The organism is Candidatus Pelagibacter bacterium nBUS_30 (genome assembly GCF_051201245.1).
In the GTDB taxonomy this organism is placed as follows: domain Bacteria; phylum Pseudomonadota; class Alphaproteobacteria; order Pelagibacterales; family Pelagibacteraceae; genus Pelagibacter.
Genome location: NZ_CP172842.1, coordinates 1,110,087 through 1,125,155, shown reverse-complemented (window position 1 = coordinate 1,125,155; position 15,069 = coordinate 1,110,087). Strand labels below are relative to the sequence as shown.

The following is a 15,069-nucleotide window of genomic DNA, read 5'->3' as shown; positions in this document are numbered from 1 at the left end:
ACTTTTTAATCTTTTTAAATTATTTTAATATGATAATAAAATTTATGGCAGATAAATTAATAATAAGTTTTGACCAATATACAAAAATTGTTGAAAAATTAGCAGTAGAAATCCATAAAAATTACAAACCAACAGTTCTAGTGGGTATTATGCGAGGTGCAGCTCCTATATTAGATATTCTTTCACGAGTTTTGAAGCTACCGATTGCTTATATAGTTATTCAAAGTTATTCAGGAGATGGCATGGAAGACAAACAAGGCCAATTAATGTTTGCTAGAGAAATAAGCTCATTAGCTGAAAATAAAGACTACAACAAAGTACTTTTAATAGATGATCTTTCAGATACTGGTCTTACACTTAACAAAAGTATCGAGTGGTTAAAAAATTATGGACCCACTAAAGATTATATTAAAGAAGTTAAAACTGCTTGCCTATGGAAAAAAAAATCATCAACTTTTGAGCCAGATTTTTGTCCAGTAAAATTAGATTCTGATCCATGGATAGTCCAGCCAACGGAACATTATGAAGAATTGTCTATTGAAGAAATTATTAAGAGAAATTAACTAATAGGGCTAGGTTAAACTAGCCCCATTAAATTTTAATTAAGCAACTGCAAAACTTATAACACTAAGTATCGCAATTACAAATATTGCTGGTGAAGTAGTTGAAAACTTACCAGTAAATATTTTTATTAAAGCATAAGATACAAATGCTAAAGCAATACCGTTGCTAATACTATACGTCAAAGGCATTGCAATCATCGCAAGAATTGCAGGAGCAGATTCTGCGATATCATCCCAGTCTATATCTGTAATGTTTCTAACAAAGAGAACAGATACAAAAAGCAAAGCTGCCCCATCAATTTGTTTTGGCAAACTAGTTGCTAAGGGAGCAAAAAATATACATGCCAAAAATAACAAACCAATTACAAGAGATGTCATTCCAGTTTTTCCACCAGCTTTAACTCCAGCACCTGACTCAACATAACTTGTTACAGTTGTAGTTCCCATCATAGCACCCGCAACAGTACCAACACTATCAGCTAGCATTGCTTTATTAATATCTTGAACTTTTCCCTGCTTATCAACTTTACCAGCTACGTTTGCAACTGAAGTCAATGTTCCCGCTGTATCAAAAAAGTCGATAAACAATAAAGTAAATATTACAGTAGACATCCCAGCTGTCATTGCAGCAGACAAATCAAAGTCAAATAGATAAGTCATTGGTGGTGGTGAGCTTGCAATCCCATTAAAATTAGCAAGACCAGCAGCCCAAGAAATAATACTGAATACTAAAATACCAATAATAATATTACCTTTTACATTCATTTTTTCTAATACAACTATCGCTATGAATGTAGCACAGCCTAATAAAACTATTGGATTGCTTAAGTCGCCTAATCTTACAAGTGTAACTGGATCATCAACAACAACTTCCATAATTTGTAACCCAATAATTGCTAAGAATAATCCAATGCCTGCGCCAATTCCTAGTTTAAGACTTTTTGGAATTGAGTTTATTAACCAAGCTCTAATAGGTGTTAGAGATATAATTAAAAACAATATTCCCGCAACTAATACTGCACCCAAAGCTTCTTGAGGAGAGTATCCCATCCCGGCACAAACTCCAAAAGCTACAAAAGCATTAATCCCCATTCCTGGAGCAAGTCCTATTGGCCAAGTTTTTCCATAAAAAGCCATAATAAAACAAGCTAATGCTGTTGCCAATATTGTTGCCGTATATACTGCGCCGAAATCAAAGAAACCTTTTTCGGGTCCGGCAAATTCTCCCGATAAGATAAATGGATTTAAAAACATTATATAGGCCATAGTTAGGAATGTCGTAGTTCCAGCTATTACCTCTGTTTTAAAATCTGTTTTGTGTTTTTTATAATTGAAATAATTTTCAAGCATATGTCCTCCTAATAGATGAGAAATTATTCGATTCTTAGTTCAAATACCTAATAAAATTAGTGTTTATTCACAAATTTCAACTAAGAAGTTTATATTTAAGCCATAATTGAGTTGTTATCATCTAATTATGAAAAAAATTAAATTATACTTAATTACATTTTTTATATTTACGATGATTGTTGGATGTCAAACAATTAAAGAAAAGACAGATATAATTGTTGAGAAAGAAAACCAAAAGCTAAGTAAATTCATTGGAAAGTCTTCTAGTGTTTTACAAATGGATTTAGGCAAGCCCGATGAAGATTTTAAAAATGAAAAAGGAAATCTTGAATTTGTTTACAATACTAAAAAATATGGAATTCCATGTGAGAGAAGATTTGAAATAAATTCTAAGTCAATTGTTGTAGGATTTGTATCCAACGGATGTTTTTAAATATACTTGCGAGGAATATATCCCCGCAAGTAAGATTAAACCTATTTAATTTCTATAATTTTTTTCTTTTTATGTTCTGGTATTATTCTTTCGCAAGATACTGTTAAAAGACCATCTTTTAGTGCAGCACTATTAACTTTTACATCATCAGCAATAGTGAACGATCTTGCAAATTGTCTTTGAGAAATACCTTTGTGAATGATTTCCCCATCAACATTATTTTCATCTAATTTATTAACTTCCTTTGTTCTTACTGTTAATAAATTATCTTCAAATTCAACTTCAACATCATTCTTATTGAAGCCTGCTAATGCTACTTCAATAGCATAGTTATCTTTACCTGTTTTTCTAATATTGTATGGTGGATAATTTGATTGCATTGTCAAATTACCATTTCCCAACATATTTTCAAATTGATCAAACATATCATCAAAACCAATTGAAAAAGGTCTTAGTGAGTTAAATATAGATAGATCCTTACCTGTCATAATATTCTCCTTTGTTAAGCAAGTTTATTTTATGTAAGCCCCATAAGGCGACCGACGGTATATATATGGGAGCTATTTTAAATATTTCAAGGTTAAAAAATATCTAAATTTTTTTAGATATTTTTAAAGCGAACGCATAATCTATTGCTATCTCTTCAATAGCACCATCTCTTCCAGATTTTCCACCATGCCCAGCATTCATTTCAGTTTTTAAAAGTAGTACATTATTGTCAGTTTTGTACTCTCTTAATTTTGCAGTAAATTTTGCTGGTTCATCAAATAGAACTCTATTATCGCTCAAGCTAGTTGTGATTAGAATATGCGGATAGTCCATTTTCTTAATATTGTTATAAGGTGCATAAGAATAAATATAATCAAAATGTTGTTTATTATCTTTAGCATTTCCAAATTCATCAAATTCTCCAACAGTTAAGGGTAATGAATGATCAAGATTTGTTGTTAAAGAGTCAACGAATGGTACTGCCATGATAATTCCTAAAAATAGCTCTGGAGCTTGATTGACAGCAGCACCCATCAATAATCCTCCAGCAGATCCCCCCATTCCAATTATTTTTTTTTTAGATGAATATTTGTTATCAATTAAATATTTTGCAGCATAAATATAATCTTCAAAAGTATTTTTCTTATTTGTTAGTTTTCCCTCTTTCCACCATTTCATGCCTTTTTCCATTCCACCTCTAATATGCGCAGTAGCCCAAATTATATCTCTATCTATCAAGCTCAATCTTGTTGAGGAAAAACTTGGACTCATGGAACTACCATAAGAACCATATCCATAGAGCAATAAGTTTGCTGAGCCATTAATTATAGTTTTTTTATGTCTTGTGATTGTTAAAGGAACTAATCGTCCATCATGTGATTTAAATTCAACTCTTTCAACAATATAGTCATCTGATTTGTGGCCAGATGGTATCTCCTGTTCTTTAACTAGTTTTTTTGATTTGCTTGACAAGTTATATAAATAAACTCTTGATGGTGTTTTGGGAGATGAATATCCAAGATATATATTGTCTGTATTTCTATCTCTTTGAGTTAAAGAAACCCCAGGAACATAAATTTTTTCATCAGAGAATATCAGCTCTTCTTCAACATCGGTAGAAATATTTCTAATAAATAATTTGTCTAGTGCATTTGAAGTTTCAGAACGAATTATCCAATTATTTAAAAAAGTCAGCCCTCCAATTAGAACCTCATCTTTTGGAGAGATAAAAGTTTTCCAATTTTGATTTACCAGACTATCAGATAAATCAATTTTAAAGTCTTCTGCATTTTTATTTGTATGATTGTAAAACTTTCCATCCCAAGAGTTTACAGAATAAAGTATCCCTTTTTCTCGTGTCATAATTAATTTAGGAACTGGTTTTTTTTCATCTATTCCAAAATAATATTGCTCTGAAGTATTATGATCAGATGTATTAATGAAATAATATTTTTCATCAGAGCTTATGCTTAAAGCTACAGTAAATGCTTCAGTTTTTTCTTCAAAGATTAACTCATCTTCCTTGTTTAAATTACCAATGGTATGTCTATAGATTTTTCTTGCACGGTGGTTTTCATCAAGTTTAGAATAAAAGATATATTTATCATCTAAGCTAAAAGTAATACCCCCAGAAGTTTCAGGAATTTCTTTTGTTATAATCTTTTTAGATTTAATATCTCTAATGAAAATTGTATAATATTCCGATCCTTTTGTATCAAGAGAGTAACCTAGGTATTTATCATTATTACTTATTTCTAAATCGCCAACACCAAAATATTCAGTTTTGAGTTTCGCCTTTTCTTCATCGCCGTTCCAAATTTCCTCAATATCATTTGTGTCTATTTTCTTTCGAAGTTTAATTGAATAATTTCCAATAGCTGTAGTTTTAGTCCAATATTCATACGTATGATCTTTGTATGGTAGAGATTCATCGTCTAATTTTATTCTTCCTTTAATTTCATCAAATAGTTTTTTTTGTAGATTTTTAGTATCTTTTAAGTGATGCTCTGCATATAAATTTTCTTCATCTAAATATCTCTTAACCTCAGGATCTAGTTTTGTTTTATCTTGTAAAACCTCCAAAATATTTTTTTGATGTATCCAACTATAATTATCTTCCCACTGAACATTGTGACAAGATTTAATCTCTGATTTTTTTTTTAGATATGGTATTTTCATTATATGTAGGAAATATATGAATATAATAATTTATACACTGATAATTTTAACTATTTTATATTTTTCTTTGAAATGGTTAGCAAATATTTCTCTTAAAAAAATGTCAAAAAATTTGAGGATATTGACAATTTTGGTCTTATTCATTCTTGCAATTTTATTTGCTATGGGTGGAAAAATTTTACTTACGTTACCACTGACGCTGCTTAGTTTAGCTTTAGTTAAACTAAAAGGACTTTCTATAATCCAAATTTTTTCATTATTTAGACTTATTCAAACATTGAGAAAATCTGGAAGATTTTCTTTTAATCAATCAAGAAAAAGCAGCTCATCTTCACTTTCTGTTTCTGAGTCTTATAAGATTTTAAATTTAGATATAAATAATAAACCAACTAAAAAAATGTTGAATAAGGCTTATATAAAAATCCAAAAAAAAATACACCCAGATGTTTCACCTGAAACTTCAAGGTTATCGTCTATTGTCAATGAAGCAAAAGAAATAATTCTTAAAGATATTTCTTAATTTATAATTGACATTAATTGATTAAAAATTTTTTCAGGATTTATTCTATCTCTTCCTAAAGTGTTATGACCTACTGTAGTTTCTCCGTCTGGTATTATTGGATACATGTTTGAACTATACGATCCATAAATTAATGGTGTATCAGCCATTAGTGTAATTGTTTTAATTCCTAGTGCAGATGATAAATGACTAAAACCAGTATCATTACAAATCGAAACATCACAACTTTTTATAATTGGCAAAGTTTCAGAAATTTTTAAGGTATCAAGTGGAATACATTTATTTCTAAATTTAGAACTCATTATTTCATTTAATATAATTTGTTCCTCTTTATTTTTTCCTGTAGCTAAAAAAAATTTACAGTTCTTGATATTGTTAATTTTTTCCATAATATATAAAAAAGTTTTTGATGGAATTCTTTTGGTTGGTCCAGATCCTCCAATAGCAAGAAGAATATTCAAATCATTAGTATTAATATCAAATTTTAATACAGCTTTTTTTTTCAAATAATCATCTATCTGAATTTCAGGCACATTACTAATATCAGTATTTAAATTTTTTTTAATTAAATCTTTCGCAGGATCAATTATGTGTTGTTTATTTTTTTCGAAAAGAGGGTATTGATAAATTTTTTTTATACCTGAGAGTCTTGCAATAATATTAAATCTTAAAGATGAATTAAAAATAAAAACTTTTTCAAAATTATATTTTTTTAAATCATTTGCTAATCTTAAAGATCCAAATACACCATTATGCCTTTCTTTTTTTTGATTATCTCTCTCCAGAAAAATAATTTTATCTATGTAATTTGTTTGATTAAGAAATTGTTCTGCTTTTGAACTTTTTTTTACAAGTATACTTACAGGTGTATTATATTTTTTTGATATTGCCTGGATAAATGGTAAAAAAATTACTGTATCGCCGATTCCCATTCTATTTTGAATAGCTAATATTTTCATATTTAATTTATAAACTTTACTATTTGATATTTTTATATAAATTTTACTTATGAGTAAAATTAAAGGCATTTATGCGGCTTCTATGTCAGTTTTAAATGATGATTTAACATTAAATATAGCAAAGACGATTGAGCATGCTGAAATGGTTATTGATAGGGGGTGCCATGGAGCAGCAATTTTTGGGAGTACTGGACAAGCTCAACTTATTCCAATTTCAGAAAAAATCAGTTTATTAAACCAGTTAGCAATAAGTAAATATAAAGATAAGTATATGATTGGCACAGGATTAAATTCACTAGGGGAAACAATTAATTTAATGAAAATTGCTAGCTCTCTGAAATTTGAAAATTTTTTAATTATGCCTCCAGCCTATTATAAATATGGTGATAAGGAAGTAATTAATTTTTACACCAAAATTATAGAGTCAGTACCTGAGTGTAAAATTGTTCTTTATAACTTCGAAAAATTATGTGGTTATAAGTTCAGTGTTGAATGTGTTCAAAAACTAGTTGAAAGGTTTCCTGTTCAAATTGTCGGAGTTAAAGATAGTTCGTATAATCTTTTTGAAAATTTGAAATTAGATAATTTTTCTATGATGCCTGGATCAGAGTCAAAATTATTTAAAGGTCTTGAGTTAGGTTGTTCAGGAATTATTACAGCTACTTGTAACGTTACTTCACAATTAGCAAGAAAAGTTTATGACGACTTTCTTGCAGGTAAAGATCAGACAGTTAATCAAAAACTTTGTGATGTAAGGAATATATTTGAAAAATATAATTTAATATCAGGACTTCATACATTTTATTCAACAAAAGACCAATCTTACAAAAATGTTTTACCTCCCCTCAACACTCTTAATTTAAAAGATGAACAAGAGTTAGTTGATAGTTTGGATAAACTTAATTTTTCAATAAAATCTTTAATGGCTGCATAAAATGCAATTGGCAAGATTCTTAAATACTGTTTTTAAGAAAGATGGCTTTATTTTAATCGATGCAGACGCCAAAAGTTATATTATTGGGACACCTAAAAAAAACAATCCAATTAAATTAAAAATTTTAAATAAAAAACTTTATTATAAATTGTTATTTCATCCAGATCTTTACTTTGGAGAAGCATACACAGATGGGGATATATTAATTGAAAACGGAAGTATTTCTGACTTTTTGGATTTGGCGCTAATGAATTTTGGTAGAAATGAACTTAATTTTTTTAGCTATTTGATAAATAGATTAAGAGGTTCTTACAGATATTTAACAAATTTTAATTTTATTAAAAAATCAAAAATGAATGTGTCACATCACTACGATATTTCAGACAGTCTATACGATTTATTTCTAGATCCTAAAAGACAGTATTCTTGTGGATATTTTAAAAATGAAAATGATACATTAGAGGTAGCTCAAAATAATAAAATTCAACATATAATCAAAAAACTTAATATTAAACAAAATCAAAAAGTGCTTGATATAGGTTGTGGATGGGGGTCATTAGCAATCGATATTGCTAAAAGTATAGATTGTAGTGTAACTGGAATAACATTATCAAAAAATCAGTTTAATTATTGCATTCAAAGAGCAAAAGAACTTAATTTAGATAATAAAGTGACCTTTAAATTAATAGATTACAGGGAACTAAATGAAAAATTTGATCGAATAGTAAGTGTTGGAATGTTTGAGCATGTAGGTAGAAAATTTTATAAAAAATTTTTTAAACAATTAGATAATTTGCTTAAAATTGATGGAATATCTTTAGTTCATACAATTGGATCAGTAAATCCACCAAGAGACCCTCATCCTTGGATAACTAAATATATTTTTCCAGGAGGCTACACACCAAGCTTAAGCGAGGTCACTACACCCATTGAGAAAGCGGGGTTAATCGTTGCAGATATTGAGGTATTGAAACTTCATTATTCTCATACGTTAAGACATTGGAAAGAGAATTGTATTAAAAATAGAGAAAAAATTATTCAAATGTTTGATGAAAAATTTTTTAGGATGTGGGAGTTCTATTTAGCTGGATGTGAAATGGCATTTAAGTGGGGAGATCAGGTTGTATATCAGTTCCAATTAACAAAAAATTATACATCAACTCCAGTTACAAGAGACTATATTTATCAATAAATAATTGATAGAAATAAATTTCCTGAACATGAAAAAATCAAAAAAAAAGAAAAGTCCAGCTAAAAAGAAAAGTCCAGCTAAAAAGAAAAGTCCAGCTAAAAAGAAAAGTCCAGCTAAAAAGAAAAGTCCAGCTAAAAAGAAAAGTCCAGCTAAAAAGAAAAGTCCAGCTAAAAAGAAAAGCTCAGCAAAAAAGAAAAGCCCAGCAAAAAAGAAAAGTACTAAAAAAATCAAAAACTCTAAAAAAATTAGATTTAAACAAAAGACTAATAAAATACAAACATCAAAAAAAACAAAAAAAGTAAATTTTATTTTAAAGATAATTAATTTTCAAAATTCTTTAAAACCTGAAATAAATTTTAAAATAAACTTTAGTTTGGAAAAATATATACAGGCATTTTTTGATAAAATTGCAAATACAATTTTTGAATACAAAACTACAAAAAAAGATGAAGCGAGAAGGTTAAAACTAGAAAGACAAGAAAGGGAAAGATTAGAAAAAATTGAGCTTGAAAATGAAAAACAAAAAGAAGCAGAACTAAAGATCAAACTAAAAGAGCAAGCTTTAAAAGAAGAAATTAAGTTAGAAAAACAAAGAACAAAAGATATCAAGGTCTTTTTGAGAAAAGAACAAGCCTTAATAAGAATTGAACAAGCTGAAAAACAAAAACAGTTTTTAAAACAATTAAGATTAGAAAAACAAATTGATAAATTCAGAGTTAGAGAAGTAAAAGAATTAGAAAAACTTGAGAGAATATCACTTAAAGAAAAAAGAGATGATTATGCTGGCTTACAAGAAAGAATAGAAAAATTAAAAGAAAAATATCGAATTATCAGAGATCAAAAAATTAGAGAAAGAGTAGAGGCTTTAGGAGTAAAAATTCAAGGTAATGAAGATAGAGAAACATTATTACTTAAAGAAAAAGAATACACTATAGCAAGACAAAAAATAGAATTTGCTCTTGAAAGTTTTTATAGAAGTGCAAGTAGTTTAGTATTTCAATTAAACAAACGGCACATCACAAGACATATGTCTATATTTCGATGCATTGATAGAAGATTCGAAACTGGAGAAATTTTTGTAAAGTGGGATGAGTCAACAGATGACGAATGGCTATTATTAATTTACATAAAAAATAATTCACCAGATGAGGGTATAGTTATTGAAGACAAAACAAATCCTGAAAAAAATATTTCTCATGAGTTTAAAAACAATGAAATTTTTAAAGCTTCAGATACAATGGTTGACTCACTCACACAGTTAATCGCAAGAAAAAGAGCAAAAAATAACAATTAATTTTTCGTAAATAATTAAGTAATATTCAGAATGTTTTTTGGAACAATCACATTGATTATTTTATATTTAATTTTGAGATATATCCTTGCTTGGATAACATATTTTAATAATTTAGATCCAAGACTTGGAAATTCCACTTGGCGTTGGAGTTATGATTATCATGTAGTTGGCGAAAGAGATATTTCTGATTTAGATGATAAAGCTTTTGTTAGGCTTAGAAGAAAAAAGAATAAAATAATTACTTTAATGTATTCAATAGTAATGATTATGTTTATTGCCTCAATGTCTTTGTTGAGTAAATTTTTGATATTTTATACAAGTTAGTTCTTTAGTTGTTTTTTGTTTTTAAAATATAAAAAATAAGCAATAATTTCGTAACCAATTTTAAAAATTGTAAAAATTATTGGAAGTTTAAAGAAAGAATACAAAAGTTTATATTTTGGAATTTTTTTCCAAACTAATAAGAAAGCTTCAGCTCCTCCAATTATTTTATTTCCATCTTTTACATGCAATCTTCTTAAAAGCTCTTTATCACTTTTGGAAGTCTCTATTTCTGCATTTGAATTGTTTGTTATATCAACCCAATTAATCTCTTTAATATTTTCTTTTTTATATAAGTTAATTTCAGACCTACAAATTTTACAAGAGTTATTAAAGTAAACTTTCATTATTTAAAGTTATTTACATATAAGAATTAAACTGTACATGCGTAAAATGGTACATTGAAAAATTTATACAAACAACTATGTATTGTCCATGAGTAATTTTTTTGACAAATCAGACTTGACTAGAAAAGATGTAGACGAAATAGTATCTGATACTTTAAAAAATTGTGATGATGGTGAATTATATTTTGAGGATTCTAAATCAGAGTCAATCGTACTAGATGATAATAAAATTAAAAGCTCAAATTATAGTTCTGATCTTGGTTTTGGATTTAGAGCTATTTCTGCTGAGGTTGTTGCCTATTCCCATTCTAATGAAATATCAAAAGACTCGTTAAAAGATTCTGCAAAAAGTCTTCAATCTACTCTTAAGTCAATAAAAGGAACTTATAATCATGAAATTTCAAAAACTAATAATAAATTTTATGATGCGATTAACCCTATTGATCAAAAAACATTAGATGGAAAATTAGAAGTTTTAAATAACGTAAATGAATATCTTCGTAAAAAAGACTCTACGGTAAAACAAGTAACAGCAAGTTTTAGTGGTGAGCAAAAATCTATTGAAATTATTCGTTCTGGGGGTAAGTCTTTAACTGATGTTCGTCCGCTAATTAGATTCAATGTTTCTGTTATGCTTGAAAAAAATGGAAGAAAAGAAACAGGCGTTTATGGTATTGGTGGCAGACAATCTTACGATGATTATTTAAAAAATGATAATTGGAAAAATGTCTGTGAAGAAGCACTAAGAATAGCCTCAGTTAATCTTGATAGCAAACCTGCTCCTGCGGGTGAAATGAAAGTAGTTTTAGGACCTGGATGGCCTGCAATTTTAATTCATGAAGCTATTGGTCATGGATTAGAAGGGGATTTTAATAGAAAGAAAACATCTGCCTTTCATGACTTGATGGGCCAAAAAGTTGCAAGTGAAGGAGTTACGATTGTTGATGATGGAACCATAGATAAGCGAAGAGGAAGTTTAACTATTGATGATGAGGGAACACCAACAGAAAGCACAGTTTTAATAGAGAACGGGATTTTAAAAAATTTTATGCAAGACAGATTAAACGCAAGATTGATGAATACTAGATCAACAGGCAGTGGCAGAAGAGAAAGTTATAAACATATCGTATTACCGAGAATGAGAAACACAATGATGTTAAATGGAAAAAATACTCAAGATGAAATGATTAAATCAGTTGATAAAGGTATTTTTGCTGTGAGTTTTGGTGGAGGGCAGGTCGATATTACATCAGGAAAATTTGTTTTTAATTGTACGGAGGCTTATGAAATAAATAATGGAAAAATTGGTTCACCAATTAAAGGTGCAACTTTGATAGGTGATGGTCCTTCAATTTTAAAAGAAGTATCAATGGTTGGAAATGATATGATGATGGATCCAGGAATTGGAACATGTGGTAAGGCAGGTCAAGGAGTACCAGTTGGAGTAGCACAACCTTCAATACTTATAGATAAAATGACAGTTGGTGGGACAAAACTTTAAAACATGATTAAAGATCAAGAATATTTAAAATCAAAAGCTTCATACTGTTTGGATCTTGCAAAAAAACTAGGTGCTACAGATGCAAGTGTAACAATTGGAAACTCAATTTCAGAAACAGTCAATTTCAGAAACAAAACTTTAGATGAGTCAAATAGATCAGATAGTTTGGCCATGGGAATAGAAACTTATATTGGTAAAAAAAAATCATCAATATCTTCATCTAATTTATTGGATGAAAATTTAAAAATTTTAATAGAAAAATGTTATGAAACTACAAAAATAACTCCTGAAGATGAATTTAATTCTTTGCCCGATAAAGAATTATTAGCAAAAAATATTAAAGATTTAAACTTATATGACCAATCTCATATTGAGAATGATAAAAAAATTGGTTATTTAAGAGAATTAGAGGAAGCTGCATCAATTGATAAGAAAATTATAAATACAGAGTCGAGTTTTACGGAAGATAAATCAAATTTTATTTTAGCAAACAGCGATGGTTTTTGTAACGGATACAAATCGTCCTCATTTACAGCATCTTGCGTTACTGTAGCAAAAAACGAAAATAACATGGAAAGAGATTATGAGTTTACAAGCAAATGTCACTTAAATGATATTTCTAATCCTTCAGAACTTGGAAAAATTGCAGCTGAACAAACTATAAAAAAACTTAATCCTAAAAAAATTGGTAGTGATAAGCTAAGTGTTATTTTTGATAAAAGAATTTCAAAAGGATTTCTTAGCTCTTTTGCAGGCGCAATTTCAGCATCATCTATTGCAAGAGGTACATCGTTTCTTAAAGATAAATTAAACCAACAAATTTTTTCAAATGAAATCAATGTTATTGATAAGCCTGATCTAATAAAAGGTATGGGCTCGAGATGTTTTGACTCTGAAGGAGTAAAAACTGATACATTAAAATTAGTAAGCAATGGAATTTTAAATAATTATTTGGTTGATACCTATAATGGAAAAAAGTTAAATTTAAAATCAAATGGAAGAAGTGGTGGAAGCACTAATCTTTATTTTGAAAACGGGAATATTAATTATGACGATTTGTTAAAAAGTCATTCTAAAATTTTATACGTAACTGAAACTATAGGTCATGGAACAAATCTTGTAACAGGTGATTATTCAGTAGGTGCAAATGGTTTTTTAATTGAAAATGGAGAGTTTAAATATCCAGTAAATGAAATAACGATTGCTGGAAATTTAGATGAAATGTTTAAAAATATTATATTGGCTAATGATTTAGAATTTAAATACTCAGTTAATTCACCTACCATGATGATTGATGGTATGACCGTCGCTGGTAAATGAGCAGATATTGTGTAATTGGCTCAGGAATTTCTGGGGCAACGATTGCTAACCTTTTAAGTAAAAAATATTCTATTGATTTATTTGATAAAGCAAGAGGACCAGGTGGAAGATCATCTTTTAAAAGATTAGATAAAGTCAAAGGATTTGACCATGGAACTCAGTATATTTCACCTAAAAGTCTAGCTTTTAAAAAATTTATTAATATTTTAATAAAAAAAAAATACTAAAAAAATGGAGTGGCAACCATTTATTTCTAAACAAAGTTAAAAAAGAAAATAAAAACCATTTAAAGATAATAGGTAGAAAAGGGAACAATGATATTAGTAAATATCTTTTGAAAAATATTAAATGTTATTTTCAAACAGAATTGAAAAAAATTAACTATAAAGAAAAAAAATGGGTTCTTACTTTTTCTGATGGTAATAAAAAGGTTTATGAAAAACTAATTTTAACTTGTCCATTTGCTCAATTGTCAAAATTATCAAAAAAATTTATAAAGGCTCCATTCATAAAAAAAAAAGTTAAGATGGATGCCAATATTACCATTATGTTTGTAATAAAAAAAACAAACAAAAATGTTAGCAGTTATTTATTTGATGACAAAATTTTAGGTTGGGCTGCAAAAGAAAACAGTAAAAAAAGATTTAAAAGCCATCAAGATTTATGGACTCTGCAAAGTACTCATAGTTGGGCAAATAAGAAAATTAATAAAAATAGAGAAAACAAAGATATAAACTCTAATACTCTTATTAATCATTTTTTTAAACTTACAGGTATTAAAAAAACTCAAGCATTATTTTCTTTAAATCATGGTTGGAAATACTCATCAAATTCAAATTCTTTAAATATAAAAAGTTATTGGAACTCCTCATTAAATTTAGGAGTGTGCGCAGATTGGTTTGTCGGACCAAGACTTGAAGCTGGCTGGATAAGCGCCAATGACCTTTATAAAAAAATTACTAAATAAATTTATTCAAATTTTTTCACTCTATATTCCCAGTTTCCCATTCTAGAATAGGCAACCTTAAGGATTAAAGCATTTTTTTTATCAAACCAAATATCAAAGTTTAATCTTTTATCGGCAGGAATAGACATATCTTTTGAGGTCAATTTAAAGTGTTCTACTTCATATGTTTTCCCATATAATTCAATTTTTTCTTTTCCAATAAAAGTCACCACTTGTTCCTTAATACTTCCAGAAATTGGACTAATTTGAGAATTTGTTTGAAGAATTTTATGACTCCACCAATTTCCAACCACGTTTTCTATTGATGCGCTACCTGTGTAAGATGATCCTTTGACATTGTATTCATTTCTTTCTTCATTTAATTTTAGCTGAACGTATTTATCTTTTTTGTTTTGTTGAGTCTTAGAATTAAAAGAAATTAATTTATCTTTGATATATTTTTCCTCTCCATAACTCTCCACTTCAAAAATAGTTGCTCCAAATAATTTTACAGTAAATTTTAATTGATTTGTAACAGTTGTATTGTCTGAGTCTTTTTTAAAAAAATAGTAGTTGTAACCAATAACCTCACCATCTCTTAAAATTTCCATCTCTATTTTATTAAACTTGTTATAGTGAGCCATATGAGCGTTACTATTAAATGAGTAGGTTAAGAGTAAAATGAGGAATAAAATTTTTTTCATAAAATGATTACTTTAATA

The 15,069-nt window shown here is 28.3% G+C and carries 17 protein-coding genes; 11 read left to right on the top strand and 6 right to left on the bottom strand.

What is annotated here, in order from left to right:
- Nucleotides 1-29 precede the first annotated feature (29 nt).
- Nucleotides 30-563 carry a phosphoribosyltransferase gene (locus ACIJYE_RS06135; protein WP_435090005.1) on the top strand — a complete coding sequence of 178 codons (534 nt, stop codon included), beginning with the start codon at nucleotides 30-32 and terminating at the stop codon, nucleotides 561-563.
- 39 nt (nucleotides 564-602) lie between these two features.
- Here ACIJYE_RS06135 and ACIJYE_RS06130 read toward each other — a convergent pair whose 3' ends face one another.
- On the bottom strand, nucleotides 603-1,913 hold the full coding sequence (locus ACIJYE_RS06130; protein WP_435090004.1) for an NCS2 family permease: 1,311 nt from the start codon (nucleotides 1,911-1,913) through the stop codon (nucleotides 603-605).
- Nucleotides 1,914-2,040: 127 nt separating this feature from the next.
- On the opposite strand from ACIJYE_RS06130, the gene ACIJYE_RS06125 reads away from it, so the two are divergent.
- The gene (locus tag ACIJYE_RS06125) at nucleotides 2,041-2,346 is read left to right on the top strand and encodes a hypothetical protein (RefSeq protein WP_435090003.1); all 306 of its coding nucleotides are present in this window, start codon (nucleotides 2,041-2,043) and stop codon (nucleotides 2,344-2,346) included.
- A 41-nt stretch (nucleotides 2,347-2,387) separates the two neighbouring features.
- Here the strand turns inward: ACIJYE_RS06125 and ACIJYE_RS06120 are convergent, their stop codons facing one another.
- Both ACIJYE_RS06120 and ACIJYE_RS06115 read right to left on the bottom strand, forming a co-directional pair.
- A complete protein-coding gene (locus ACIJYE_RS06120) occupies nucleotides 2,388-2,834 on the bottom strand; it encodes an Hsp20 family protein (RefSeq protein WP_435090001.1) in 447 nt (148 codons plus the stop codon).
- A gap of 103 nt (nucleotides 2,835-2,937) precedes the next feature.
- Complete coding sequence (locus tag ACIJYE_RS06115) at nucleotides 2,938-5,013, bottom strand: S9 family peptidase (protein ID WP_435090000.1); 2,076 nt, start codon at nucleotides 5,011-5,013, stop codon at nucleotides 2,938-2,940.
- A gap of 16 nt (nucleotides 5,014-5,029) precedes the next feature.
- Between ACIJYE_RS06115 and ACIJYE_RS06110 the strand changes: the two genes are divergently transcribed.
- Nucleotides 5,030-5,533 (top strand): J domain-containing protein, encoded by a 504-nt coding sequence (locus ACIJYE_RS06110; RefSeq protein ID WP_435089998.1) that lies wholly within the window; start codon nucleotides 5,030-5,032, stop codon nucleotides 5,531-5,533.
- On the opposite strand, the gene ACIJYE_RS06105 is transcribed toward ACIJYE_RS06110, so the two are convergent.
- Nucleotides 5,530-6,492: a glycosyltransferase family 9 protein gene (locus tag ACIJYE_RS06105; RefSeq protein WP_435089997.1), complete on the bottom strand. Its 963-nt coding sequence runs from the start codon at nucleotides 6,490-6,492 to the stop codon at nucleotides 5,530-5,532. The genes ACIJYE_RS06110 and ACIJYE_RS06105 overlap by 4 nt on opposite strands.
- A 49-nt stretch (nucleotides 6,493-6,541) precedes the next feature.
- On the opposite strand from ACIJYE_RS06105, the gene ACIJYE_RS06100 reads away from it, so the two are divergent.
- Genes ACIJYE_RS06100 through ACIJYE_RS06085 form a run of 4 tightly spaced genes read left to right on the top strand, consistent with a single transcriptional unit; the run spans nucleotide 6,542 to nucleotide 10,236 of the window.
- A complete protein-coding gene (locus ACIJYE_RS06100) occupies nucleotides 6,542-7,426 on the top strand; it encodes a dihydrodipicolinate synthase family protein (protein WP_435089996.1) in 885 nt (294 codons plus the stop codon).
- 1 nt (nucleotide 7,427) lies between these two features.
- The gene (locus ACIJYE_RS06095) at nucleotides 7,428-8,618 is read left to right on the top strand and encodes a class I SAM-dependent methyltransferase (RefSeq protein WP_435089994.1); all 1,191 of its coding nucleotides are present in this window, start codon (nucleotides 7,428-7,430) and stop codon (nucleotides 8,616-8,618) included.
- Nucleotides 8,619-8,646: 28 nt separating this feature from the next.
- A complete protein-coding gene (locus ACIJYE_RS06090) occupies nucleotides 8,647-9,912 on the top strand; it encodes a hypothetical protein (RefSeq protein WP_435089993.1) in 1,266 nt (421 codons plus the stop codon).
- 30 nt (nucleotides 9,913-9,942) lie between these two features.
- Nucleotides 9,943-10,236 (top strand): hypothetical protein, encoded by a 294-nt coding sequence (locus tag ACIJYE_RS06085; protein WP_435085621.1) that lies wholly within the window; start codon nucleotides 9,943-9,945, stop codon nucleotides 10,234-10,236.
- On the opposite strand, the gene ACIJYE_RS06080 is transcribed toward ACIJYE_RS06085, so the two are convergent.
- Nucleotides 10,233-10,580: a DCC1-like thiol-disulfide oxidoreductase family protein gene (locus ACIJYE_RS06080; RefSeq protein WP_435089991.1), complete on the bottom strand. Its 348-nt coding sequence runs from the start codon at nucleotides 10,578-10,580 to the stop codon at nucleotides 10,233-10,235. The genes ACIJYE_RS06085 and ACIJYE_RS06080 overlap by 4 nt on opposite strands.
- Nucleotides 10,581-10,668: 88 nt before the next feature.
- Here ACIJYE_RS06080 and tldD point away from each other — a divergent pair, with 88 nt between their 5' ends.
- The 4 genes from tldD to ACIJYE_RS06060 all read left to right on the top strand — a co-directional run bounded on the left by tldD (nucleotide 10,669) and on the right by ACIJYE_RS06060 (nucleotide 14,368).
- Entirely contained in the window at nucleotides 10,669-12,081 is a 1,413-nt protein-coding gene (tldD, locus tag ACIJYE_RS06075; RefSeq protein ID WP_435089990.1) for a metalloprotease TldD, read from the top strand.
- Between the two features lie 3 nt (nucleotides 12,082-12,084).
- Nucleotides 12,085-13,401, top strand: coding sequence for a TldD/PmbA family protein (locus ACIJYE_RS06070; protein WP_435089989.1), 1,317 nt, complete (start codon nucleotides 12,085-12,087; stop codon nucleotides 13,399-13,401).
- Nucleotides 13,398-13,628, top strand: coding sequence for an NAD(P)-binding protein (locus ACIJYE_RS06065; RefSeq protein ID WP_435089988.1), 231 nt, complete (start codon nucleotides 13,398-13,400; stop codon nucleotides 13,626-13,628). The genes ACIJYE_RS06070 and ACIJYE_RS06065 overlap by 4 nt, the downstream gene beginning before the upstream one ends.
- Before the next feature lie 140 nt (nucleotides 13,629-13,768).
- The gene (locus ACIJYE_RS06060; protein WP_435089986.1) at nucleotides 13,769-14,368 is read left to right on the top strand and encodes a hypothetical protein; all 600 of its coding nucleotides are present in this window, start codon (nucleotides 13,769-13,771) and stop codon (nucleotides 14,366-14,368) included.
- 2 nt (nucleotides 14,369-14,370) lie between these two features.
- Here the strand turns inward: ACIJYE_RS06060 and ACIJYE_RS06055 are convergent, their stop codons facing one another.
- Nucleotides 14,371-14,991 carry a DUF6134 family protein gene (locus tag ACIJYE_RS06055; RefSeq protein WP_435089985.1) on the bottom strand — a complete coding sequence of 207 codons (621 nt, stop codon included), beginning with the start codon at nucleotides 14,989-14,991 and terminating at the stop codon, nucleotides 14,371-14,373.
- Between the last annotated feature and the right edge of the window lie 78 nt (nucleotides 14,992-15,069).